We start from the raw sequence: 24,130 nt of genomic DNA on the forward strand, positions 1-24,130 counted from the left end.
AACTGGTTTATTTAATAACTCTAAAAAAACGGAGTTTTTTCTCTTTGCGAACTTAAATTCAAAACTTTAGTGAGTATTTCTGCTTTGCGACTTTGCGGGAAAAAAAATTAAACACAAATTGAATAATTATAAAAAATAATTTATGAACAAATATGTAAGCATTGTTTTTATTGCATTTCTTATTTCTAATAATTCAAATGCGCAAGGACTTATGGGTAAATCAGAAACGGTTTTCACACATCAGGATACTTTGCGAGGTAGTATTACTAAGGAAAGAGCTTGGTGGGACGTGAAATATTATCATCTTGACATCAAGGTAAATCCAGCCGACAGCACGATTTCGGGCTCGAATACCATTCGCTATAAAGTTTTGAATTCTTATAACCGAATGCAAATTGATCTGCAAAAACCTTTGGAAATATTCAAAGTAACTCAAGACGGCAAGGAATTAAAATATCAAAGAGACGGCAATGTATTTTATATCGATTTGGTTGCGCCACAAAATGTTAATGAAATAAAAGAACTCACTATTTTTTATGGCGGTAGACCTAAAATCGCCGTGAATCCGCCATGGGACGGAGGAATTACCTGGAAAAAAGATGCAAATGGAAAACCTTTTATCGCTTCGACTTGTCAAGGTTTGGGTGCGAGTGTTTGGTGGCCCAACAAAGATCATATGTATGATGAAGTAGACGATATGCTCATCAGTGTGAACGTTCCTAAGAATTTGACGGATGTTTCCAATGGGCGTTTGCAAAGTGTAACCGATTTGAAAGATGGAACCAGAACTTTCAATTGGTATGTGTCAAATCCCATTAATAATTATGGTGTAAATATAAACATAGGCGATTATGTTTCTTTTTCCGAAGTTTTCCCGGGAGAAAAAGGGGATTTAGATTGCGATTATTATGTATTGAAAGATAATTTAGAAAAAGCAAAAATTCAGTTCGAAGATGCGCCACGAATGTTGAAAGCTTTTGAACATTGGTTTGGCCCTTATCCTTTTTATGAAGACAGTTACAAACTCGTTGAAGCTCCCTATTTAGGAATGGAACATCAAAGTAGTATTACGTATGGAAATGGTTTCAAAAATGGCTATAAGGGAACCGATTGGAGTGGAACTGGTTGGGGATTGAAATTTGATTATATTATTATTCACGAATCGGGACACGAATGGTTTGCCAATAATATCACCTACAAGGACATCGCAGATATGTGGATTCACGAGAGTTTTACTTGTTATTCTGAAAGTCTTTTTGTGGAATTTTATTATGGGAAGGAAGCGGGAAGCGAATATGCGAGAGGTTTGAGAAAAAACATTCAAAATGTAAACACCATCATTAGTCATTATAATGTAAACAACGAATCATCTGGCACCGATATGTATTTTAAAGGAGCCAATATGTTGCACACGCTACGCCAAATCGTGAATGATGACGAAAAATGGAGAACGATTTTAAGAGGTTTGAACAGTACTTTTTACCACCAAACTGTGACGACAAAACAAATCGAGGATTATTTAAGAAAAAATATTGGATTGGATTTAGCGCCGTTTTTTGACCAATATTTGAGAGACAAAAGAATCCCGACATTCGAATATAAATTCAAGGATAATATTCTTTCCTATCGTTGGACAAATTGCGTTACTGGTTTCAATATTCCTGTAAAAGTAACTTTGAACGGAAAAGAACAATGGCTAAAACCTCAAGTAGAATGGACTATTTTGCCACAAACTGCAAAAGATTTGAAAGTGGAAGTAGATAATAATTTTTATGTGAATGTGGTGAAGAGTGAAGAATAGGTAGACTTTAAATTTTTAATAGATGATAAAAAAGGTGCAACTTTAATTAAAAAGTTAACTCCTATATTTTTAAACGCACACACTTTTTAGGGCAGCGTCCAGTTAAAAGACATTTGTATAATCATACTTGGATAGATTCAAGACTTTTAAAACTCCCTCATCAATATAAAGTGCTAACTCATCTTGAGGATTTGCAAAATCTTTTAAAGAAGTAAACCAGATTCTATAATCTCCTCTTCCATTTGAACGATAAAGAGAAATTTCTGTATCTATTTCGTCCGTTAAATTTTTGAATTTCGCTATTTTTTTAACTTTATTGTCTGGTCCTAATTTCTGGTCTTCATAATTATGATAATTTCGAACTTTTAAAAACTCTCTTAACCCAGATATAGCATCCATAATTCCTTTTGTTAGTCCTGTTTCTGTTGGAATTAATTTTGAAAATTGAATATTTTTTTGATTTAAATAATTAATATTTTTTTCTTCAATACTTTCTTCTTTAATTGAGATATCATTATTTTCAATTGTTGATTGTCTTAAAATACTACTTACTACTTTTCCTCTATGCTCTCTTGCTGATAATTCGTGACTACCTTGTCTAGATACTTCAAAAAATTTGGTTTCGTCGGAAGTTAATAATTTCATATCTTCTTCATCTCCATTGAAATATAGATCAACCTTGTTTTCTAAATCAAATAAAGCTCGTTCTAAATCTTCGAAAACTAGTTTACTAGTATCAATTTTTGTTAATTCAATAATCAATGAAAATAAATTTGGTTTGTTGAACCAATAACTGTTTTTCGAAAGTTTCAATTTTGATATAATTTCAATTGAATTTAAAATTACATCAAGTATTTGATCATAATTTTTAAATTCAAAGTTATATTTTTCTAAATAATCATTTATCCTCAAACTTCTTCCGAAATATTTACCTTCAAATAATGTCGATGTTATTAACATTACATATTGAGAATCAAACATTCTCTTTATATCATTTTCAGTAAAAATATTATTATTCAAAAAGAAACTATTAAATATTTTTCGTTTTTCTTCTGTAATTAGTACATCGGTCTCTCGTTCCGAAACTTCATATTTTGCATCTGCTAATTGTTTACAGAAAATAGCAAATTCTCCATCTCCAAACTGTGCATTAAGAATTTCATTTGTATTTAGCGAATACTCTGTACTATTAATCCTTCTGAAGATTTCTTTAACAATATTTTCTGGAAGATCTTTTAAATCTTTCATTGAAACAGGGTAATTTAAAAATTCCTTTTTTTCTAAAACCGAAAGTTCATTAAATGCCTTAATTTTATTCTGGTTAGAAAAATCATTGATACCCTTGATATAGTCAACTATTGCATTAAGTCTTTGCTGTCCGTCCACCACAATCTCTTTGGCTTGAAAACTATTTACATCAATTTCTGAACTAGCAATATAAATTTCTGGAAAAGGATAATTAAGAAGCACAGTATTAATAAACGCATATTTATGTTGCTTTTTCCAAACTAATTTTCTCTGAAAATTAGGTGAAGTATCTAATAAATTAGCTTCAATTTTATTATACAGTTCAATGATTTTTATTGTATTGGAAGGAATGCTTTGCTTTAATTTTATTTCTTGACTCATAATTCACTAATTAAATTTAGATTTATGTTGCTTAAATTATTTGTATGATAAGTTTCAAAAAAATACCAAGATTTATATATCTCAATATTTATTTCACGTCCAAACATAATTTGATATTTTTCCTGTACATCTTTAATGTCGTCAGAAAGCTTAAATTTTGAAGGCAAAAATCTAGTTGCTAATCTACCCATAAGTAAATATTTTGCAAATGCAGGTCTCTGGCCCCATTCCTCAACATATTCTTGCCTGTAAAAAGAGGATTCATTATATAGATTTACAAATTGTCTATCGAAAAGTTCAGAAGATATTATTGCTATATCTAAATCTGATTTTTTATTGGAATTATTTCGTTTCCATTTAAAATCAAATTCGTAAAAATTATAAAAAGATTTTTTGCTTTTGCTAATATATGGCTTTAAGCTAAACCCCAGTTTTCCAGAACCAACGATTATAATATCTCTTACATGAACATTTAGAGTTTCTGATATATCTTTTTTAAAATCAAATTCATCTAATTCATTTTCTATTTTTTGAAAGAAATGAGATTCCGTATCAATAATATGTTTTTGAAGTAAAACATCTAAAGGTAAATTTATACAATATTTTTTAAATGTAGTTAAATCCATAACTATTCAATATTTTTTAAAATTTCTAATGCAATAGCCCTCGCCATTAAAGGTGGAACTGCATTGCCCACCAAAGTACATTGAGGTACATTATTTTTTCTTTCATTTCCTCCAGTATTTCTTTTGCCTTGAAATACAAAAGAATCGTCAAATGATTGAATCCTGGCCATTTCACGAACTGTCAATGCTCTAGGATTTGAATAATGTATAAAATCATCAGCTATTGTCATTATTGTTGGACTTTGTAAATCTGCTTTCAAAACATTATAGCTTCTTTTTTCAGAGTCTAATCCTATTTGTGCTAATTCACTTTTTGCAATTTCATAATTTCCATTTTTCAAAATTACCTCAAGTCTATCAGAAACTTTATGACTATGCTTACTTGTTTTGTGATTATTAAGTGGAGTTATTTGATGTTCAAGATTTTCCAACTCTTCGAAATTTCTAACATAAAACGGGTTTTTTGTATTAATAAATCTACCATTTAGACGACCTCTTTTAGACCATTCAGAATAACTTAATCCATCATTTTCATTGGGCTTGCCATCAATATTTCTCTTCTGGATTAATGCTTTCATTTTAGCAGTAGAACCATTGTATTTTGTTTTTAGATCTATTTTTTCATAATTAAATTTTTCATCATCATTTCCAACAAAATCCAAATCATAAATAGCTTCAAAAACATTAACTTTTTCACTTTGTTTTACCGTAGCAGGAATATCATTTATAAGTTTTTGGTCTTTTCTGCAACCAATAAATAAAACTCTTTCACGATTTTGTGGTACTCCATAGTTTGATGCTAAAGCTACAAATGGTTGTTTAATATTATAAAGTCTAATTTTAGATAAAATGATTTCAAATTCATTTTCCTTATTTGACTTTACTACAAAAGAATTTAAACCTTTGACACATTCATCAAAAGAATAATCGAATATTTCAAGAGCAGTAATTATTTGTTCTACATCGCCTGCAAAAGCTGCATTTGGTTTCAAATTATTAAAAGCATTGTGAATTTTTTCAATAATTGTTTCAGATTCAATTGAAGTTAAAAAAGAATCAAAATCATCTGCAAAAAAATCATTATCTAAATTAGAAAAAGCTTTTTCATTGATAACTCTTTTTCTAATATATTCTAATTCTTTAACACGTTTCAAAAGATTGAAGCCATGTCGAATTGTACTAATATTCTTATCGGTTTTACTGGTCTTGTAATCAACAATTTTTGGAGTTAGTAGTCTGAATTTATTCTCTAAATTATTAATGTAGCTGTTTTTTAGAGCGTCTAATTCTTTGTCGGTAGCTTTTTCAAATTGCAAACGTAAATTGTAACATTCCAAAATAAACGAATTTTCAATTTCTGTTTTTTTGAGTTGAGCAACAAAATGAATCAGTAGACTAAACTCTTTTAAATCAACTATTGATCTAATTTCTTGAAGAATCATTTCTTTAATTTTACCTTGCTCTTTTGTCAAAATTCCTTTGACATTTTCCATTACAAAATATTTAGGGCGCAATTGTCTGATAACTTTTAAATAGTGCGCAAATAAATCATCTTTTTTGTCAAATTTTTTTCTTTTACCAGCCAAACTAAAACTTTGGCAAGGCGGTCCGCCACAAACAATATCAACTTCTTTCTGACCTATTTTTTTTAGGAAATTATCCAAAAAATCAGGTTCTGTAATATCTTGACGAAGAAATTCAGCATCTAAACCAAGTTGGTAATTATATCTAGCCAAGTGTGTCAATTCACAATTTTCATTTATATCACTTGCCAATCTGAAATCATAATATTTATTTCCATATTCAGCTTGAAGAAATCCTTCACTAAAACCACCAGCTCCCGCAAACAAATCGACAAAAGTAACTTTAGATTTTGTTTCGTATTCAGCTGGAGGTTCAGAAACAATATTTATATTAGTGTTTTCTCTTCTGCTATTAACTAGAGAAGTTATTTTTTCTTTAATTTTTTTATCTGTAAAATTGGAGTGTAATTCTGTTTCAAAATATTTTTCAACTTCTTGCTTAAGAAAATGTAAAAATTTATTAATTGATTTATGCGAATATTCAGAATCTTTAACAAATTGATTTTTGTTATCCCAATCCTTTTTCAAAATCTTTTCGCCAGTTGCAACTTTGATTTTTGAATTTTTTTGATGCAAAACAAGATGAATAGGATATTTATGGTTTTTGTCTGCTTTATCAAGGTAGAATTTTACATTTATCATTTTACGGACGTTTTTACGGATACGGACAAATTTACGGACAAATTTTCCTAATAAACAATAAAATCTAAAATTATTTATTAATTTCCCTACCTCTCAAACAATCCCAAAGTTCCGCCAACCCAATCCTTATCTTTATTAAATTTTACGCCAATCATTTCGCCACGGCTCAATCGAACCAAGTTGCAGAGTAGAGTAGGAGCGGCATCTTCTTTTTTCCAGACGCAAAGTACACGAACTTCGGCTTTTACTTTTCCGTTGAGAGATTGCACGATTGGGATATAATTTACTTTTTTTTGGAGAATATAAAGTTCTTTTTCAACCACGGCTTCAATGTCTTCCTTTTTTACGTGGAAAATTACTCCCGAACCTGAGAACGAAAATAAAGGTTTCAATACATAATTTTCTAAATCTTCTGGAATTTGCTTTAAGTCGCTCAGCAAAGTAGTTTCTATAAAATACTTGCCTTTCAGAAAGGGTAAAATAAACTTGCTGATTCTGAAAAACCAGTTGGGATGTCCAGCCCATTCCACGTCAAGATCGTCCGAGAAATGGAAATTCAGTTTTAAATCGGTTCGCAAATCCAATTCGTCAAAAATCACCCGATTGTATATGCGTTTCACAAGGATTTCTTTGCCGTCATCATTTTTATAGAAAAGTTGCTTACCTTTTTTTATTATTTCGGTAACACTAACTATTGAAATTCCAAGGTCTCTTCGGCAATAATAAAAATCGATTTTTGTGTTTTGCTTTTCGGGTTCAATTTCCAAAAGGATAACGTTCTCTTTTGGATGATTGTTGCAAATTACATCTTCAAGTATTTCGAGGTATTCCTGAGGAGTAATGTCATTAATAAACGGCGTCAAATCCTTTAGAAACGGATAATGATTTTTGAATTTTTCATATAAATTAATCTGGTAATTGTACAAAGAAGGAAATCCTTGCACTTCGATTAATTTGGGAAAAACGCCCCCGTTTTCTTTGCAAATTCCAAAATCGATGGCCAAAAAAGTGGTATGCTCATCTTCGTTTGAAACATTGTGATTTAACTCTAACGACTTGTCCGTAAGTTTTTTAAAGTCCTTTTGTTGAATTAATTTTATAATATCGGCACAACCTTCCAGCATTTGCGCTTTTAACGCATTGGAGATAAAAAAAGGAGTTTCTCCAATTCGAAAAGTGGGTGCGTAATTAAAATCGGAAGCAATATCGTCCTTAAATTCCTGATACTTTTTGTCAGTAAATTGGGAATTGAATAAGTCTCGATATTTTGAAATCATCTGGAATTTGAGTTGTTAATTTGACAGCATTTTTTTAGTTTTCATCAAATCATTGATGGCAATTCGAAGGAAGTTTGGAATCAAAGTTTCATTGGTTCGGTATATTTTATCATCGTCCAATAAATCTTCAAGCATATTCCGGAACTTAGTATTGCCCTTCATTTTTTTGATTTTTTCTTTGGATTCCTTATTTCTCAAATTGGAAATAAAACTGATTGGATCCGCTTCTGGATGAAATTGAGTTCCAACAAAATAATCCGAAAAACGGACCGCCATAATGGCTCTTTCATATTGAACATAATCTCTGATTTTTTCTAATGAAATAATTTTAGCGCCTTTTTTCTTAAAAACACTCAATTTAGGTTGTACCACCTGATAATCTCTTGAATCTATGGCATAAAATGGATCGCCAAGTCCTTCAAAAAGTGGATCTTTAAGTCCTTCTTTAGTTTTATGGATGGTCATCACTCCAAAAGAAGTATCGTGTCGCTTTGTAATTTCGGCTAAACCAAAGTGTTTACAGGCCATTTGAAACGAATGACAAATAAACAAAACGTGTTTTTTTACAGTGTTTTTTGTATTCCATTTGGTCAATTCGTCAATGAAATTATAGTATTTCGTATCCCAATTTCCATCGCCAATCAAAGGATTTCCAGGGCCGCCAGTCGAGATGTAAATATCGAATTTTTTGATATCCGGTAATTCTGATTTACTTCGAACATCAAAAATTTGGAAAGTAACAATTTCATTAAAACGGTTGATAATGTCAATAATACATCGCATTCCCTGATTGGGTTCGCCATTATACATATCTAAAACCGCTATTTTTATAGTATTATTATTCATTATTTTATTTTAGGAAACTGTAAACTTTGTGCAAATATAATTTTTTTAAAAGGCAATTTCAAGCTGATTATTGAAAACTGATCACTGAACACTTCATCAAAGTCCTTTTGTAAATTCATTTGTAATAAAATCAACAACCTTAGTCAAATCATTTGTATTTTCAAAAACCGCCAATTGTTTATCAGCTCCGGTTCCGTTTTTCATAATTTCATAAACGTAATTAATTTGTTCCCGACTTCCCAATTCATCAACTACATCATCAACAAATTCAAGTAATTCAACGATGAGCATCTTAGTTTCTACTTCTTTTTGAAGCCCGAAATCAATCATATGACCTTCAATTCCATAACGTGCGGCACGGAATTTATTTTCTTTTATCAATGCCAATCTGTAGATATTGAAACTCATATTATTCAAGGACAATTTATATAATTTTGCCACTATTGCTTGAATAATGGATACAATACACATCGTTTCATTAACGGTTAAACACATATCACAAATTCGAAATTCAATCGTGTCATAAAACGGATGCAACCGCAAATCCCACCAAATTTTCTTGGGATTATCGATACAATTGGTTTTAACCAAAGTATCCAGAAAATTATCATAGGAAGAAACGGAATCAAAATATTCAGGCAATCCAGTTCTGGGAAACTTATCAAAAACTTTGGTTCTAAAAGACTTATAACCAGTTTGCCTTCCTTCCCAAAAAGGGGAGTTGGTAGAAAGCGCAAAAATATGTGGCAAGAAATAACAGGCTTGATTCATTAATTGCAAACCAATTTCACGGTTTTCAATTCCAACGTGGCAATGCATTCCGAAAATTAAATTTGAACGTGCAGCATCTTGTAACTCATTGATAATGTTGTGATAACGCGGATCGTCAGTTATGGGTTGGTCTTGCCATTTCGAAAAAGGATGCGTTCCTGCACCTCCCACAATTAGTCCTTGTTTATCAGCTAAATCAACGATATGCCCTCTCAAAGATTTGATCTCGGCTTCAGCTTCCTGGATGTTTTTACAAATATTGGTACCAACTTCGACCACAGATTGGTGCATTTCGGCTTTGACTTGTTCGTTTAAAATTACTTTTGCTCCATCAACAATTTTGGATAAGTGGGAACGTAAATCTCTTGTTTCAGGATCAATAATTTGGTATTCTTCTTCAACTCCAAGCGTAAAAACAGGTAATTTTTTCATGTTGATTAAAGTTGTTATTTAACTGAAACTGCATCTTTAATAAAAGTTCCCCAAGTTAAATTCATTTTTCCGGGTTTCTGCTTTTTGGCAGCTGAGATTGCCATTTTTGCTGCATGTTCCACAACCCATTCAAAATTTTCTACTCCAACGGAAGTCAACTCGGCATCAGGTGCTGGATTTCCAAAATCAATCGCATAAGGAATTCCATCACGAACGGCAAATTCAACGGTATTAAAATCATAACCTAAACCTTTGCAAAGTCTTAAAGTATAGTCTTTTACAGTAGCCAATAATTTTTTATCAACTGGCTGTCCGTCAATCACATAACGCAAATGATGTGGATTTCTGGGTTCGTATTGCATAATGCGAACATCTTTGCAACCCAAACAATACACTCGAAAATATTCTGTAAAAACAATTTCTTCCTGTAACATCATTACTAATTGTCCCGTTTCTTGATGTTTCTCCCAAAATTCTTCTTTATTTTCTAGTCTGTAAACATTTTTCCAACCGCCACCGGCATAGGGTTTCATATAAGCCGGAAAACCGATATAATCAAAAATCCCTTCCCAATCCATTGGATATTTTAAGTTTCGGAAAGATTTCTCTGTTGTATCTGTTGGATGTTCCGCTGAGGGAATAATCACGGTATTGGGTAACGGAACGCCTAAAGTATCTGCCAAAGCATTGTTGAAAAATTTATCGTCAGCACTCCACCAAAAAGGGTTGTTGATGACATTCGTTCCTGTCAAAGCAGCGTTTTTTAGGTATGCTCTATAAAACGGAACATCTTGTGAAATTCGGTCTATGATTACTGCATATTCACCGTCTTTATTTTGAACCACTTTGTCTATAGAAACGGCTTCGGCAATGATTCCTTTTTCGTTTTTTGAGTTAACTCTGTCTATAAATGCTTGCGGAAAAGTATCTTCCATCCCAAATAATATTCCTATTTTTTTACTCATTTTTATATTGCTTTTTTGTTTTCGTGAATCTACGATTTCATCTTATTATTTTTTAACCTTTATACTTTTTACTTTTAAAAAAACTTAATTCTTGACAAATAATGCGGAAACATTTCTTTCCAAACTGGCCAATCATGTTCTCGATCTTGTCGAATATCAAGCCAATGATGAATGTTTCGTTCGCTTAAAACTCTGCTTAACTTAAGATTCGCATTATAGCAAATATCCCAGTTAGAGGTTCCTAAACAAATATCCATATTCCATAATTCGTGGTCATTCAGCCCATATAAATAATCTTCAGGATTGTTATAGAACACGTCGTCATTATGAAAACCATCCATAAAACTTTTGATGTTGAAAGCTCCGCCCATAGAGAAAACATGACTCACATAACCTGGATGACGAAACGCAAAATTGGCAGCATGATAACCTCCAAAACTACAACCGGCAACAGCAACTTTTCCAGAAGGGGTATTGTTTTTAACTTTTTCGACGATTTCGTGGCAGATCATTTTGTCATACCAAGTATGATTCTCTATCCGGTAAACGGGATGTATATCTTTGTTGTAAAAGCTGTCTTTGTCGATACTTGCAGGGCAAAATATTTGGATTAGTCCTTGTTCTATAAACCATTTTGCCGATTCAATCAAGCCCATATCTTTGTTTTCATGAAAGCTTCCCATAGAAGTAGGAAATAAAATTATAGGGTATCCAGAATGACCGAAAACCAACATTTCTATATCTCGATTAAGATTTGGGGAGTACCATTTGAAATATTCTTCTTTCATTAATTTATTTTTAACAATTATAATGAAATTTATTAAGCAAAAAACATAAATAATTAAAGAAAACAATGTTTATCAAAAAAAATATTACCAATAATTAAATGGCATTAGATTAAAATAATTGCACTTGACTTTTCAACCTTTCAATAAGCATATTCATCATTCTCTTGTTGAGGCTTTCAGCGTTTTTTATGTATTGCAAATATTCATCAGTTGTAAATAATCCTAAAATCATTCCCTTCAAAGCATTTCTGAACTTGATATCTTTTTGAATAGCATTTTCAATCATTGCCATTTTTTTCTCTATTGTTAATGCACTGTAATCTATTTTGTTTTTCGCTAGGTGATTAATAAAGGAAGCTACCAACAAATCGTTTTGCAACTTTAAAATTGGACGAAGTACTTCATTTTGAAACAGTTCATCTGATGATGATTGAGTGTTTATAGTACCAATTGTTTCTCCTCGAAATTCTTTTAAAAAAACATCTCTTTGATTCATTTTTTTTTCTTTAAAAATAAAAAAAATTGCGATAAGAATACCTTAATTTCGTATTTATAAAAAAACAATATGCGATTTCATACTAGAAAATGGGTAAAACCTGAAGATTTAAATCCAAACGGAACATTATTTGGTGGAAAATTATTGGCTTGGTTAGACGAAGAATTGGCTTTATACACCATTATCCAATTGGAAAACCCCAGAATTGTGACCAAGCATATGTCGGAAATTAATTTCAGAAGTTCAGCAAAACAAGGTGATATTATCGAAATAGGTATTGATGTGGTAAAATTTGGGAACACTTCGATTGCGCTAAAGTGTGAAGCGCGGAATATGATGACACGCGAAACGATTATTTCTATAGACAGCATCACAATGGTAAGTTTAGGTACTGATGGTAAGCCAAAAGCACACGGTAAAACAGAAATTGAATATATAAAAGACCGCTTGGAAGACTAGTGTTTTATTTCTGAATTCCTTTTTCTGTTGGTATTTCAGAAATTTCTAAATCAAAAAAGGGAACCGAAGCTATTATATGATCAAATATGTCTGCCATAATATATTCGTAATTTTCAAATTTTTTGTCTTTCGAAAAAGCATATACTTCAAGAGGAACGCCATACGATGTAGATTGCAATTGGCGACAAACCATAATTAAATCCTTATTTAATCCCGGATAATTATGAAGATATTGAGTGATATATTTGCGAAATAGACCCAGATTTGTCATATTCCGACCGTTGATAGCAATTGATTTATCAATATTATTATTGGTATTGTACTTGTCAATTTCTGTTTTTCTGGTGTCTATATAAGCACTTATAAGCTGAATTTTTTTAAAATCAACTAATTCTGATTCATTTAAAAACCGAATGCTACTGGCTTTTATTAGAATATGTCTTTTGATTCGTCGTCCATCAGAATCAATCATTCCGCGCCAATTTTGAAAGGAATCCGATATCAAACTATAAGTGGGAATTGTGGTAGTGGTATTGTCAAAATTTCGAACCTTAACCGTAGCAAGATTGATTTCGATTACATCACCGTCGACACCAAATTTTTCCATTGTAACCCAATCTCCAATTCGAACCATATCATTTATGGCTACCTGCACACTGGCAACAAATCCTAAAATGGTATCTCTAAAAATTAAGATTATCAATGCCGAAATCGCCCCTAATATAGTAAGGAGATCTTTTTCATTTATATCAAATAATCTTGAAATAATTATGGTAATTCCAAACAACCACAAAACAATATTGATGACCTGAATGAAGCTGTCAATAGGTTTATCGCTGTATCGAGGAATTAGCTTTAAATAATATCTTAAAATATTAAAAGCTGTGCGTATAATCATTATTATCAGGACGATAATAAAAATACCAACGGTTTTTCCAAAAAAGAACTCCCAATAATCGTATTTTTCTAAGAGTATTGGAACGGATTTATAAACAAATAATAATGGAAATAAATAAAATAAATATTGACCCCTTATCTTTTCTATTATAAAATCATCAAATGTGTTTTTTGTCCTTTTTACTATTGACCGAACACTTTTATCCAAAACAAATCGAAATACTATAAAAATCACATAGGCCAAAACGCACATTATGGCAATATTTATAAGCAAACTTAGGTAAGATGCAATCGTGTATTCAAATCCTAATTTTCTAAATAAGGGATAGCACCAACCAAAGATTTTTTCGAGTAAATTATGCATTTCTTAAATATTTTTTTTCAACGTAAAAAGTTGCAAAAGGCAAAAGTGATGCAATTAATATAATTGACGATGTTTTCAAATTCCATTCTTGGGAATTTTTAAGTAAACCCGCCAACAAAACATATCCTATAAATAGTATTCCGTGAGTCATTCCTATGGGATACAACAAACTTTTATAAAGTTCTATATTTGAAGGCTTTATTAAAAGCATATTGGCAAATAAAACCAAATAGGATATTCCTTCCAGGATTGCTATAATTTTGAACGATTTGAGCATTAAATAATGATGTTTAAAAATTTCTTCTGGCAAAATTAGGTATTATCCTTGATTTTTAAAGTATTCAATCCTAAACTAATTTACTTTTGCAACAATAAACTGAGATAATGAGCAAACGCGATTTAAAAAAATACCTTTCGGAACTCAATAAAACCCAACTCGAAGAACAAATTATTGAGTTGTATGAAAAATTCAGTGCTGTAAAAATCTATTATGATTTTGTTTTTAATCCAAAAGAGGAAACCTTGTTGCAGGAATGCAAACTTAAAATTTCGAATGAATATTTTCCGCCAAGAACTTCCGCAAAAAAAGCAAGAAAGCCCAAGATGCGTCGTTCCGTTTCCCAAAAATTCATCAAGCACTTTATCCTTTTGGGAGTTGATGCTTTTATAATTGGAGATGTTATGCTTTATTCCATTGAAATTGCCCAAACTTTTTCGGCTGATAGAGTAGTGAAGCAGGAATTATTTTTTAAAAGTATGTTTAATTCTTTTGAACAAGCTATAATTTTTATGATTGCTAATGGAATTCTAAATGAGTTCAAACCCAGAATCATTGCTATAAATGATGAAACAATGCGCCAAAACTGGTATAATAAACAGGAATTTGATGCCATTATTGAACGTTTAGAATATTAGAAAAAAGTCCATAATCGTTTTTATTTAATCACTCTTCTTTTTTTAAGGTTTAATTTAGTGGAATAACTCTTTTTTAGGTGTATTTTTGCAAAAATCCAATAAAAAACAATGTCTCAAAACACTTTAGAAACAGAAAATAAAAAAGAGCTTTATTCGTATCAAAAAGGAGATATAGAAACCATTTTTGAGCGATTAGAAAATGCACCCGCTAATCATCATTTGTTATACCAATTGCCTACCGGCGGGGGTAAAACTGTGGTTTTTTCAGAAATTGTTCGGCAATATTTGTCAAAGCACAATAAAAAAGTAGTCGTTTTGACCCATCGAATTGAATTGTGTAAGCAAACTTCAAAAATGCTGAAAGGATTTGATGTAAAAAATAAAATTATCAACAGCAAAGTCAAAGAGCTTTTGGATCAAAACGATTATTCCTGTTTTGTGGCAATGGTCGAAACTTTGAAAAATAGAATCAATGATGAAAAATTGCATCTTGATAATATTGGTTTGGTGATTATTGATGAAGCACATTACAATTCATTTCGAAAACTTTTGAGTTCTTTCAAAAATGCCTTTATTCTGGGAGTTACCGCAACACCTTTGAGTTCAAATATTAAGTTGCCAATGCACGAAAATTATGATGAATTGATTGTTGGAGACAATATTAGTTCGTTAATTGATAAAGGCTTTTTGGCGAAAGCCGTTACCTATAGTTATGATGTAGGATTGACTTCGTTAAAAGTAGGAATAAATGGTGATTACACCGTAAAATCATCCGATGATTTATATACAAATATGGCGATGCAGGAAAAATTATTGCACGCATACACAGAGAAATCACTAGGAAAGAAAACCTTAATTTTCAATAACGGAATCAATACGTCATTATATGTATACGAAACTTTTAGAGAAGCCGGATACGTCATTCGTCATCTTGACAACACCAGCAGCACCGAAGAACGGAAAGATATTTTGCAATGGTTCAAGAAAACTCCAGACGCTATATTAACATCGGTTGGGATTCTTACTACAGGTTTTGACGAACCTACAGTTGAAACCATTATATTAAACAGAGCCACGAAATCATTGACTTTATACTTTCAAATGATTGGTCGCGGTTCTAGAAAATTGCCCAATAAAGACACCTTCAATGTGATCGATTTAGGAAATAATGCCGCACGTTTTGGGTTGTGGAGTGAGTCAGTAAACTGGCAACATATCTTTAAATCACCTGAATTCTATCTGGAAAACTTGCGTGACGATACTGAAATTGAATTGTATTTCAAATACACAATGCCACCGGAATTGCGCGCTAAATTCAGCAAAACGAAAATTGTTACTTTTGATGTAGATGAAGAACACAAACTTGCCATTGCACAAAATCTGCGCTCCAAAATTGTTTTAGACAAATCTTTAGATCAACATGCCGCTATGTGCGTCGACAATTCCGAAGAATTAAGGGATGCAAAAGCATTATGCAAAGAGTTAGAACCAGATATCGAATGTCGTTTAAAACGTTATGCCAAATGTTTGAGTCAATGCAGCAAAAATTACCGTGAATGGTTAGTTGAGGACTATAAACTGAAACTTACTTTATTGATAGGGAAAAAGTATCGCGAAAAAATTATGAACGAAGCAGATTAATTTTCAGTAGCAATATATACGTCAGTTCGCTTTACTCGTGTTCCGCTATCATACCAATTTATAAATTATTAAATCTAAAAAATGTCAAAACAATTCGCCGATTTAGGAATCCAAGAATCAATTATAAAAGCACTTTATGATTTAAAAATTGTTTTACCAACAGAAATTCAGCAAAAAACAATTCCGTTACTGTTATCAAAGACTACTGATATTGTTGGGCTTGCCAAAACCGGAACAGGAAAAACAGCTGCTTTTGGATTGCCATTGCTACAATTAATTGACACAAAAATTCCTGTTATACAAGCGGTTATTTTGGTGCCAACACGTGAATTAGGACATCAGATTTTTAGTAATTTAGAAACTTTTGCAAAATACCTTCCAGAAATTTCTATTGCAGCAACTTGCGGAGGAATTCCAATAAAACCTCAAATCGAACGATTAACAAATCCGACGCATATTATTGTTGCAACACCTGGAAGATTAATAGATTTAATCCAACGTAAAGCCATAAACCTAAAAGAAACCAAATTTCTTGTTCTTGATGAAGCAGACGAAATGGTTACGATTCTGAAAGAAGGCTTAGACGAAATCATTGCTGAATTACCCAAAAATCATAAAACTTATTTGTTTTCGGCGACTATACCTGGAACAATAAAACAACTTATTCAGAACTATTTGAATAAAAATGTAGTTCAAATTAGTGCTGATATGCAAACAATAGGAAATCAAGGAATTGATCATCAATATATTGTTGTAAATCCAATTGAAAAGCTGGATATTTTGATGCATTTTCTAACTTCAAAAGAAGGAGAACGCGGTATTATTTTTTGTAAAACCAAAGCCGCTGTTAATAAATTGGCAAAAAATTTAGCCATCAACAGATTTTCTTCAGGAGCGTTACACGGAAGTTTATCACAAGGCATCCGGGATCGAATTATGGAACAATTTCGCGAAGGTCATATCAATATATTGGTTGCAACCGATTTGGCAGCAAGAGGAATTGATGTAAAGGAAATTTCTTATGTAGTTAATTATCATTTGCCGGATGTTTATGAAGTTTATGTTCACCGCAGCGGAAGAACTGCCAGAGCTGGAGCCAAAGGATTTTCATTAACTGTTTTGCAACAGGAAGAAGTTACTGAAATTGCGGATTTCGAAAGAGAATTGGGAATAAAATTTTCCAAGTTCCAAAAACCAACACTTGAAAATATTGAAGAAAACAATACTTTATTGTGGGCAAAGCAAATCTTTAAAACTAAACCCAATCACGAAGTTTCATTGGATTTAAAAGCTAAAGTAAAAACTGTTTTTCATCATTTAACCAAGGATGAATTAGTAGAAAAACTTTTGGCTAATTATTTGTTGCAAAATAAAAACGATTTGTTTTCTAAAAGTGAAAATTCAACAAATCATAAGAAGAGATCAAATTAAGGATTTATTTTATTCATATAATTGATTTCTATTTTTGATAATTTGATACTTAAATGTCTAAATACTATTATTTGAACTATAATTTATATTAAATAAAATAGTATGTCGAAATAGTTGTTAACAAAATAATGAACAATTTAACAGTTCAAATTAGGAAATAAAAAAACCCCATTTTATTGGGGTTCATTTATTAGTTTTGAGTTGATAAAGACAGCTGCAGAATTTCAGTCAAAGCAGTAGAATAACCTTTTAAAATATCTTTATCCCAAGTTTGCAAAAAATCATAATAACGTTGATGCAAAACTGGATTATCAACAGGAATACATAAAAAATATTTATTACCCCATAATTTAGAAACTGCAGTAACTAAAACACCTTGAGTTTTTTTAGTCTTTTGATTTACAAAAAGTTTAAAATCAAAATCATATAAAGAATCAGAATGTAGATATAAATCTTGTAATTCATAACCCTGCTTTAAGTCAAGACCTTTAGAAATAGTTTCAGAATAACCTTTAGTCAAATAATTGTATTCAATATCAGTAGTTTGAGCATTTAAAGAGGTTACAAACAAAAAAGCAAAAATAATTTTTTTCATAGTTTTAAAAATTTAGTAAGTTAATAATGATATATTGGTTTTCAAAGATAGTGCCAAAATTTAACTCGAGCTAATAAATAATTCCTACAGAGAATTAATAAAAAACAATTTAAAAATTAGTTTCGATTTCAAAAGTATGTAAAAAAGAAAACCGCCGTTAATAAGGCGGTTTATCTATAATAAACTTGTCAAAATATTGTCTAGAAAGATAAATTCCAGTTTTTCTATTATAAATATTTATATAATGATAATCAAAATCTTCTTTTTGTAATAATTTATGTAAATAATAAATAGATTTTATAAAGGCATACTTTAAAGGAAATCTAGATTTGTCTTTATGAAAAACATCACACCTATAAGGGGTCGGGGTATTATTTGCCATTTAATTACTAATTATAAACTCTTATCTCTAAAGAAGTATTATTCAAAATGTTATCATATCCGCCACTCAAATTATCATTCACAAAAATACCAACTTCCGAATCTGAATTCCTAAGAGACCTTATAAAAGCGGGTGCAATACCATAATTACCACCTATCAAAGTAAAAGTTTTACCTTCAACTAAAACAGAGGAATTACTTAAAGTACAAACATAAAATCCATTAGAAAAATAAGACCAACTAAAAGAACCGCCAATAGTATTCTCTAAAACTATTGCAGATGGAGCAGAAAATTCAACATCAATTACCAATGTACCATTAGACCAAACATAAGGAGTAGTATCTGTTGCAATAAAATTATTATAAGTATCAACAAATCCACAATTGGAAAAATCATCATTTTCAAACAAATTTAAAATTCTGTATTCCCGACCAACCCATAAAACGTTACTTGTAACATAAACTGTATTCTGCGTAATTAAAGCAGTATATACTTTATACGCTAAAGAAGAAGAAGGAACTAGAGAAAGTCTAATTTCTTCCAACTTTGAAAACAATAAATTAAAATCAAAAAAAGGTTCACCCAGTTTTTGAGTTTCAACATATTTATTATTATAAGACATTGTTACAACAGTCTGAGAGGACAAAAAAGAATTCCTAGGAATAAGAGAAATATCTAAAATATCAGAATTTAAAAAACCTAACATATCATTATTCTCAATATCATCAAAGCCAACACCTAAAACACGTAAATTATTTTGAAAAACTGACAATATAAAAAAGTCTTCATTTATTCCACTAACCGTAAAAGTTGTATTAACACCATTATTAAAAAAAACAACTTCTTTAGTTTTAATAATATCTTTATTTGTAAGATACTGAATGTAATTATTTTGAGCGGGATTATTCATATAAATTTATTTAAATAGAGGTAATTTAATAAGTAAATCATTATCTAAAAGTCTAGTTATGTCTTCCATTAAATTTTTACCAGTAAGGAAAAAATAACAATTTGAAACAGTTTTAACCTGACCCGAATTTTTTAATTGTCTTAAATCATTATAAACCAGTTGGTCGTTCTCCGTCCAAGTACGAGGATTAAGCCAAGATAAAAAGCCACCACGAACTTGATACAAAATGCCTAAATTAGCTGCAACATTACGAGCCATATTCTGATAAAAAGGGGAGGTTGTAATCTTATTTAATTCGACTTGTTGTTGAATAGGGTCAAGATTTTTGGAAACATTTAATTTTATTTGTTCTTGAGTATCATTAACTTCATTAGCTACCTGAGAATCTTTAAGGTATCTTAAAATAACAGGAGTAACAAAAATTAAACCCAAAATAACATACCAATAACGCTCCAAAACAGCCAAAAACCCCGAACTATCGGAGTTTCTAGCACTAATTTTTCTAGGTTGCAAAATTATTTCTTTTTAAAAAGTTTCCAAGCAGCATAAACAGCTACAGCAACTAAAGCAATATTAACATACAAAGTATGTTCCATATAATATTTTTTAAGAGAATCTAACATAATATAATTTATTTGAATTAATAATTTAACGAAATTTTTGTTTACTAGATTTTTTTAAAGTGAAATCGTAAACACCGTATAAAAAAGCAAAAAAATAGGAATTAAAAAAGCAAGATTATTCTTGACAGTACTAACTTTTAATAATGAGGTAGAAACATCACCCAGCAACTTAATACCTTTAATTATTTGCTTATCAGAAACTAAAGAAGCATCCGAACCATTTTCTTTTTTAATTATAGCTTTTCCAAGCATTAACAAAAAAGAGTAATTTACAGATGTAATAATTTGGTCAGGTGTAACACCAATAGAGCTACATACATCTTTAATATACTTACCTGTATTATTTTCATTAGGTGGAGCATACTCAGTAATTAATTTTCTAACCGTATTTTTGCCTTTATTAATGTCATTAATCAAATCTTTGAACATTGCCCTAATACCAAGTTCAATAGTTTCAAATTGTTCAAATTTACCATCTGTATTTTTAGACAATGGAATTTTACCAAGCCATTGAATATTTGTAGAAATAAGATTTCCGGGATTATTATTGCGAATCCCACGAGATAAATTACTCATCTAGTTTGGATTTTTCGTTAAAATCAATTTTTCCAAGCTCTTCATAAATAACCTCAATACCCTTAATAATAGCCATAACAACAGCTGAATATTTAACAATAACACCAATTAAACTTATAATACCTTTTAATTTATTCATTTTTATAGATTTTAGATTGTCTTTCTTTTTGCTTTTCTGCTAAATGGTCAAATAACATATCAGCCAATTCGTGAACAATTAAAGGCAGAAATTTTAACACAAATTTTAACATAATTTCTAAGAATTAATTATTTATGTAAGTACCAGCATAACCGCCATTTTTAGCTTTAGGATTAACAACCATAGCCAATTTATCAATAACAACTTTACCAGTAGCGTGATGCATAGTGCCCCAATGAAAAGCCGAAACACCTGTTTTGGTATTTGTTAAAGTACAAGCAATAGAACCTAACCATCCTTTATCAGATAATATACTTTTTGAAGTTGTAACACAACGAATAGAAATTAACTCTCTATTTGCTAACCTCCAGCCACTGGTTAAAGTTTGTTCAACACCTTTATTAGGACCAGAAACAGGAAAATAACGTTTTGTTTTTGCACCTGAATGTTTAACAGTTGGTTTTTGATTATTTCCATAACTGTTTTTATTATTATTTGAATATGCCATTAGTGAAATAAATTTTTGATATTAATAAATAAATCTGTTATTTTTTTTAAAATTATAACCAAACTATCAACCAAAAAAACAATAAAGTAAATCCATTTTTGATAGTTTGGTTTCTTGTCTTTAACGTCTTGCACGCCCTCTAGATATTGATTTTTTTGAATACATTTTCCACCCAATAAAACCAAGAACAGCAACAACAAAAACTATAATCCAAGTTTTATACTTAATCCAATTAGCCTTAAGCCAAACAGAAGAGAAAAAACCATTTACCTTAGAAACATTATCTTGGACAATTTTAGAATTGGCTAAAGAACTAGTCAAACGTTCGTTTTGTTTAGCACCAACAACAGTTAAATAATCATTAACAGGAGATGGAATGTCAAAATCCTTAAAAACAGTTTCAGAAGTCTTTTTTTTAGGGTCAACAGAAGTTAAAACCCTTTGAGCATCTTTAGCAATAGCAGTAAATTGACCTGAACCAGCATTGATAATATTTTTAATACTAACAACTCTTTTAATTTTAGTACCTAATGTTTTAAAAATACTCATTACTCTACATTTTTAATTGTTCTAACAACAAAGTTTACGACAGCTCCCTGAGATTTATTAATTTCAATAAAATCAACATGAACTAAAGGCAAAGCCAAACGACCTTCTAAAATTTGGTCAACAGTACCATCGTTTTTGATATACTGAATAGGGTCAACATCAACACTTAAAGCACGAAGCTCAAAAGGCAAAAATTTAATAACCTGACCGTTTTCAAAATAATATGAAATATCAGATACTGAATCATCCATTGTAATAATAGCTAAATCAAAACCTCGAACATCTACTTTTTTGTTAACTTCCTCGGAAGCTATACTTTTTTGCTCAAAATGATAAAGGTCATTTGAAGGTACAGGATGTTCAACGCCAAAAACTTCATAAGTACGAGCAGAACGTAAATCATCTAATTGGATTTTAATAGACTCCTTTTCCGCTAGAAAAATAGAACCTTCAAAAGATAATTCACAAAGAGCAATAGTTTTGAAATCTTGATTTGATTGTACAGCTTCAGAACCATAAGTACTAGCCAAAATGAAATCCTTAAAATTGACTTTATTAGCGAGAATAACGTTAGAACCATTCGCGCGCTCAATATAAACTGAAATTTTTTCATTTAATAAATTCGCAAGAACATCATCAAAGCAAAGAATAAGCGAACCAATGGATTTAGTAACGGTTAACTCTTGAGATTTTAAAACACCAGTTAAAGAAACAATTTTCATTTTTTGTATTTTTTAATTAATAATAAATTCGAGTACAAAGGTTTGTTATAAATGAAAATAGGCATTTATATAAATTTACAAATGTTTAGAAAATTTTACATTATTTTACATTCTAAGGCAATATTCCATAAGTTATAAGGTCATTAACAGTTAAATACTTTCTTTTCAATTCAAGGCTATCTAAAATGGTTTGATAGTACTTTAAAGCGGTAGGGTAACTAACCTCTAATAAAATTCCCAATTGTTTTTTATTAACAATTTGGCTCAAATTAGGTTTTTTAATTGATGTCATAATCATAAGATTGAAGAATTGGAACGTATTTAGTAAAAATTGTATCCATAAAAAAATTACAATGTTCTTGAAAAAGTTCAAGATAAAAATATTTCTTAATTTTTTCTTTATTTCTAAATTCGTGTAGATAGAAATTCATTTTATTTAAAAACCATACCTTTAATTTTTTATCGGTTGTATAATCATTATCCTCTAAAAGAAGATTTAAAGCAACTATATAACTAATATCTTGCTCATTTGCATAATACTCTCGAAACAAAGATTTAGCCAAACGCTTTTTAATTGTAATTGATGAAATAAAACCTTTTTTTAGTTTCTTAATAACCGTAGTTTGTTGAGTAACTGCAATTCTCATCATATCAAAATCAAATAAATGGATTTTATTTTCTTTATTAATTTGGCTTTTACCAGTATTTTCGTGAAGTTCAAAAAAACCTTTAGTCGCAATCTTAAGTAATTCAAAAAGAGTAGAAATATTAAAAATACCCCAAGTCATATCTTGCTCAACTTGCTCAGAGGTTTTAGAAATTTCCTTTAAATGCCTAAAAAAAGCAGAATTTAACTGATATTCAAAACGCCAAATGTTATCATTTTTAATACCATTATTCTGAAAGAAATCATTAATATATGGCTTTTCAGTAAGTTGTAAAGAAAGAGATTTATTATAAACACGAATAATTTTATCACTTGTACGCTTGCCAATTTGGAAACCATTCAGAATAGACTTTCCCTTAAATGTTTCAAAATAAGATTGTAAATTTTTAGGACGACCTGAAATAAGAAACGAACCATTTATAATGTTATCATAAATATTTCTATAATTATGGTTGTTGTCATTTTTATCTAAACAAATGTCAAGCCTGTTAATAGCTTTGAAAATATAATTAGTTTGTTCACAAAAATCAGATATAAGATTTTTTAAGTCAGAAAGGGAGAGAGTATAAAATAAATGGTTTTCAAATTGTAACTGTGCAAAATTGGAATCAAGAATAGCAGAACGAGGGGAAGACTGTAATGTACCAATTTTTTCATTATTAAAAAATAAGTCAGAACGATTGATAAAAATTTTAGTACCATAATCATAATGCTGTAATTTAAATTTAGAATTTTCTGGAAAATCTCCAAAAGGAATTCCATGTAAATTAATAATTAAATAACCCGTTGGGTGTAATTATTTGAAGTAAAAAATATTAATTAGATATTGCTCAAGACACTGAAATTCAGTATCTTGAAGTCGCAAAACAAACAATATCCATGTCAAATATAATAAA

At 30.3% G+C, this 24,130-nt stretch carries 26 protein-coding genes; 5 read left to right on the top strand and 21 right to left on the bottom strand.

Annotation, left to right across the window (positions count from 1 at the left end):
• The first annotated feature begins 142 nt into the window (after nt 1–142).
• Nucleotides 143–1,801, top strand: a complete 1,659-nt coding sequence (locus tag IR213_RS11590; protein ID WP_194312471.1) for a M1 family metallopeptidase — start codon at nt 143–145, stop codon at nt 1,799–1,801.
• Between the two features lie 102 nt (nt 1,802–1,903).
• Here the strand turns inward: IR213_RS11590 and IR213_RS11595 are convergent, their stop codons facing one another.
• From IR213_RS11595 to IR213_RS11635, 9 genes are all read right to left on the bottom strand, one after another.
• Nucleotides 1,904–3,430 (bottom strand): DUF262 domain-containing protein, encoded by a 1,527-nt coding sequence (locus IR213_RS11595; RefSeq protein ID WP_194312472.1) that lies wholly within the window; start codon nt 3,428–3,430, stop codon nt 1,904–1,906.
• A complete protein-coding gene (locus IR213_RS11600) occupies nt 3,427–4,056 on the bottom strand; it encodes a hypothetical protein (RefSeq protein ID WP_194312473.1) in 630 nt (209 codons plus the stop codon). The genes IR213_RS11595 and IR213_RS11600 overlap by 4 nt, the downstream gene beginning before the upstream one ends.
• A gap of 2 nt (nt 4,057–4,058) precedes the next feature.
• The gene (locus tag IR213_RS11605; protein WP_194312474.1) at nt 4,059–6,281 is read right to left on the bottom strand and encodes a DNA cytosine methyltransferase; all 2,223 of its coding nucleotides are present in this window, start codon (nt 6,279–6,281) and stop codon (nt 4,059–4,061) included.
• A gap of 86 nt (nt 6,282–6,367) precedes the next feature.
• Nucleotides 6,368–7,558, bottom strand: a complete 1,191-nt coding sequence (locus tag IR213_RS11610) for an ATP-grasp domain-containing protein (RefSeq protein WP_194312475.1) — start codon at nt 7,556–7,558, stop codon at nt 6,368–6,370.
• A 15-nt stretch (nt 7,559–7,573) separates the two neighbouring features.
• Nucleotides 7,574–8,404 carry a type 1 glutamine amidotransferase gene (locus IR213_RS11615; protein ID WP_194312476.1) on the bottom strand — a complete coding sequence of 277 codons (831 nt, stop codon included), beginning with the start codon at nt 8,402–8,404 and terminating at the stop codon, nt 7,574–7,576.
• A 96-nt stretch (nt 8,405–8,500) separates the two neighbouring features.
• Nucleotides 8,501–9,607 (bottom strand): carboxylate-amine ligase, encoded by a 1,107-nt coding sequence (locus IR213_RS11620; RefSeq protein WP_194312477.1) that lies wholly within the window; start codon nt 9,605–9,607, stop codon nt 8,501–8,503.
• Between the two features lie 14 nt (nt 9,608–9,621).
• Nucleotides 9,622–10,572 carry an ATP-grasp domain-containing protein gene (locus IR213_RS11625; protein WP_194312478.1) on the bottom strand — a complete coding sequence of 317 codons (951 nt, stop codon included), beginning with the start codon at nt 10,570–10,572 and terminating at the stop codon, nt 9,622–9,624.
• A 74-nt stretch (nt 10,573–10,646) separates the two neighbouring features.
• On the bottom strand, nt 10,647–11,360 hold the full coding sequence (locus tag IR213_RS11630; RefSeq protein WP_194312479.1) for an esterase family protein: 714 nt from the start codon (nt 11,358–11,360) through the stop codon (nt 10,647–10,649).
• A 109-nt stretch (nt 11,361–11,469) separates the two neighbouring features.
• Entirely contained in the window at nt 11,470–11,856 is a 387-nt protein-coding gene (locus tag IR213_RS11635; RefSeq protein ID WP_194312480.1) for a glyoxalase, read from the bottom strand.
• Nucleotides 11,857–11,925: 69 nt separating this feature from the next.
• On the opposite strand from IR213_RS11635, the gene IR213_RS11640 reads away from it, so the two are divergent.
• Nucleotides 11,926–12,315 (top strand): acyl-CoA thioesterase, encoded by a 390-nt coding sequence (locus IR213_RS11640; protein ID WP_194312481.1) that lies wholly within the window; start codon nt 11,926–11,928, stop codon nt 12,313–12,315.
• 4 nt (nt 12,316–12,319) lie between these two features.
• On the opposite strand, the gene IR213_RS11645 is transcribed toward IR213_RS11640, so the two are convergent.
• Both IR213_RS11645 and IR213_RS11650 read right to left on the bottom strand, forming a co-directional pair.
• The gene (locus IR213_RS11645; protein ID WP_194312482.1) at nt 12,320–13,576 is read right to left on the bottom strand and encodes a mechanosensitive ion channel family protein; all 1,257 of its coding nucleotides are present in this window, start codon (nt 13,574–13,576) and stop codon (nt 12,320–12,322) included.
• On the bottom strand, nt 13,569–13,853 hold the full coding sequence (locus IR213_RS11650; protein ID WP_194312483.1) for a DUF3817 domain-containing protein: 285 nt from the start codon (nt 13,851–13,853) through the stop codon (nt 13,569–13,571). The genes IR213_RS11645 and IR213_RS11650 overlap by 8 nt, the downstream gene beginning before the upstream one ends.
• Nucleotides 13,854–13,960: 107 nt before the next feature.
• Between IR213_RS11650 and IR213_RS11655 the strand changes: the two genes are divergently transcribed.
• From IR213_RS11655 to IR213_RS11665, 3 genes are all read left to right on the top strand, one after another.
• Nucleotides 13,961–14,491: a DUF6155 family protein gene (locus IR213_RS11655; RefSeq protein ID WP_194312484.1), complete on the top strand. Its 531-nt coding sequence runs from the start codon at nt 13,961–13,963 to the stop codon at nt 14,489–14,491.
• A 108-nt stretch (nt 14,492–14,599) separates the two neighbouring features.
• Nucleotides 14,600–16,132, top strand: a complete 1,533-nt coding sequence (locus IR213_RS11660) for a DEAD/DEAH box helicase (RefSeq protein WP_194312485.1) — start codon at nt 14,600–14,602, stop codon at nt 16,130–16,132.
• 81 nt (nt 16,133–16,213) lie between these two features.
• Complete coding sequence (locus tag IR213_RS11665; RefSeq protein ID WP_194312486.1) at nt 16,214–17,563, top strand: DEAD/DEAH box helicase; 1,350 nt, start codon at nt 16,214–16,216, stop codon at nt 17,561–17,563.
• 190 nt (nt 17,564–17,753) lie between these two features.
• Here the strand turns inward: IR213_RS11665 and IR213_RS11670 are convergent, their stop codons facing one another.
• From IR213_RS11670 to IR213_RS11715, 10 genes are all read right to left on the bottom strand, one after another.
• Nucleotides 17,754–18,158 carry a hypothetical protein gene (locus IR213_RS11670; RefSeq protein ID WP_194312487.1) on the bottom strand — a complete coding sequence of 135 codons (405 nt, stop codon included), beginning with the start codon at nt 18,156–18,158 and terminating at the stop codon, nt 17,754–17,756.
• A 389-nt stretch (nt 18,159–18,547) separates the two neighbouring features.
• The gene (locus tag IR213_RS11675; RefSeq protein WP_194312488.1) at nt 18,548–19,450 is read right to left on the bottom strand and encodes a hypothetical protein; all 903 of its coding nucleotides are present in this window, start codon (nt 19,448–19,450) and stop codon (nt 18,548–18,550) included.
• Nucleotides 19,451–19,456: 6 nt separating this feature from the next.
• Entirely contained in the window at nt 19,457–19,963 is a 507-nt protein-coding gene (locus IR213_RS11680; protein ID WP_194312489.1) for a hypothetical protein, read from the bottom strand.
• Nucleotides 19,964–20,127: 164 nt separating this feature from the next.
• Nucleotides 20,128–20,649, bottom strand: a complete 522-nt coding sequence (locus tag IR213_RS11685; protein ID WP_194312490.1) for a structural protein — start codon at nt 20,647–20,649, stop codon at nt 20,128–20,130.
• The gene (locus tag IR213_RS11690; RefSeq protein WP_194312491.1) at nt 20,642–20,788 is read right to left on the bottom strand and encodes a hypothetical protein; all 147 of its coding nucleotides are present in this window, start codon (nt 20,786–20,788) and stop codon (nt 20,642–20,644) included. Before IR213_RS11690 ends, IR213_RS11685 begins: the two co-directional genes overlap by 8 nt.
• A gap of 124 nt (nt 20,789–20,912) precedes the next feature.
• Complete coding sequence (locus IR213_RS11695; RefSeq protein ID WP_194312492.1) at nt 20,913–21,296, bottom strand: hypothetical protein; 384 nt, start codon at nt 21,294–21,296, stop codon at nt 20,913–20,915.
• A gap of 120 nt (nt 21,297–21,416) precedes the next feature.
• Complete coding sequence (locus tag IR213_RS11700) at nt 21,417–21,845, bottom strand: hypothetical protein (protein WP_194312493.1); 429 nt, start codon at nt 21,843–21,845, stop codon at nt 21,417–21,419.
• Nucleotides 21,845–22,567, bottom strand: a complete 723-nt coding sequence (locus IR213_RS11705) for a hypothetical protein (protein WP_194312494.1) — start codon at nt 22,565–22,567, stop codon at nt 21,845–21,847. The genes IR213_RS11700 and IR213_RS11705 overlap by 1 nt, the downstream gene beginning before the upstream one ends.
• Nucleotides 22,568–22,679: 112 nt before the next feature.
• Complete coding sequence (locus IR213_RS11710) at nt 22,680–22,859, bottom strand: hypothetical protein (protein ID WP_194312495.1); 180 nt, start codon at nt 22,857–22,859, stop codon at nt 22,680–22,682.
• On the bottom strand, nt 22,846–23,355 hold the full coding sequence (locus IR213_RS11715) for a hypothetical protein (protein ID WP_194312496.1): 510 nt from the start codon (nt 23,353–23,355) through the stop codon (nt 22,846–22,848). Before IR213_RS11715 ends, IR213_RS11710 begins: the two co-directional genes overlap by 14 nt.
• Between the last annotated feature and the right edge of the window lie 775 nt (nt 23,356–24,130).

The organism is Flavobacterium soyangense, assembly GCF_015277675.1.
GTDB classification, from domain to species: Bacteria; Bacteroidota; Bacteroidia; order Flavobacteriales; family Flavobacteriaceae; genus Flavobacterium; species Flavobacterium soyangense.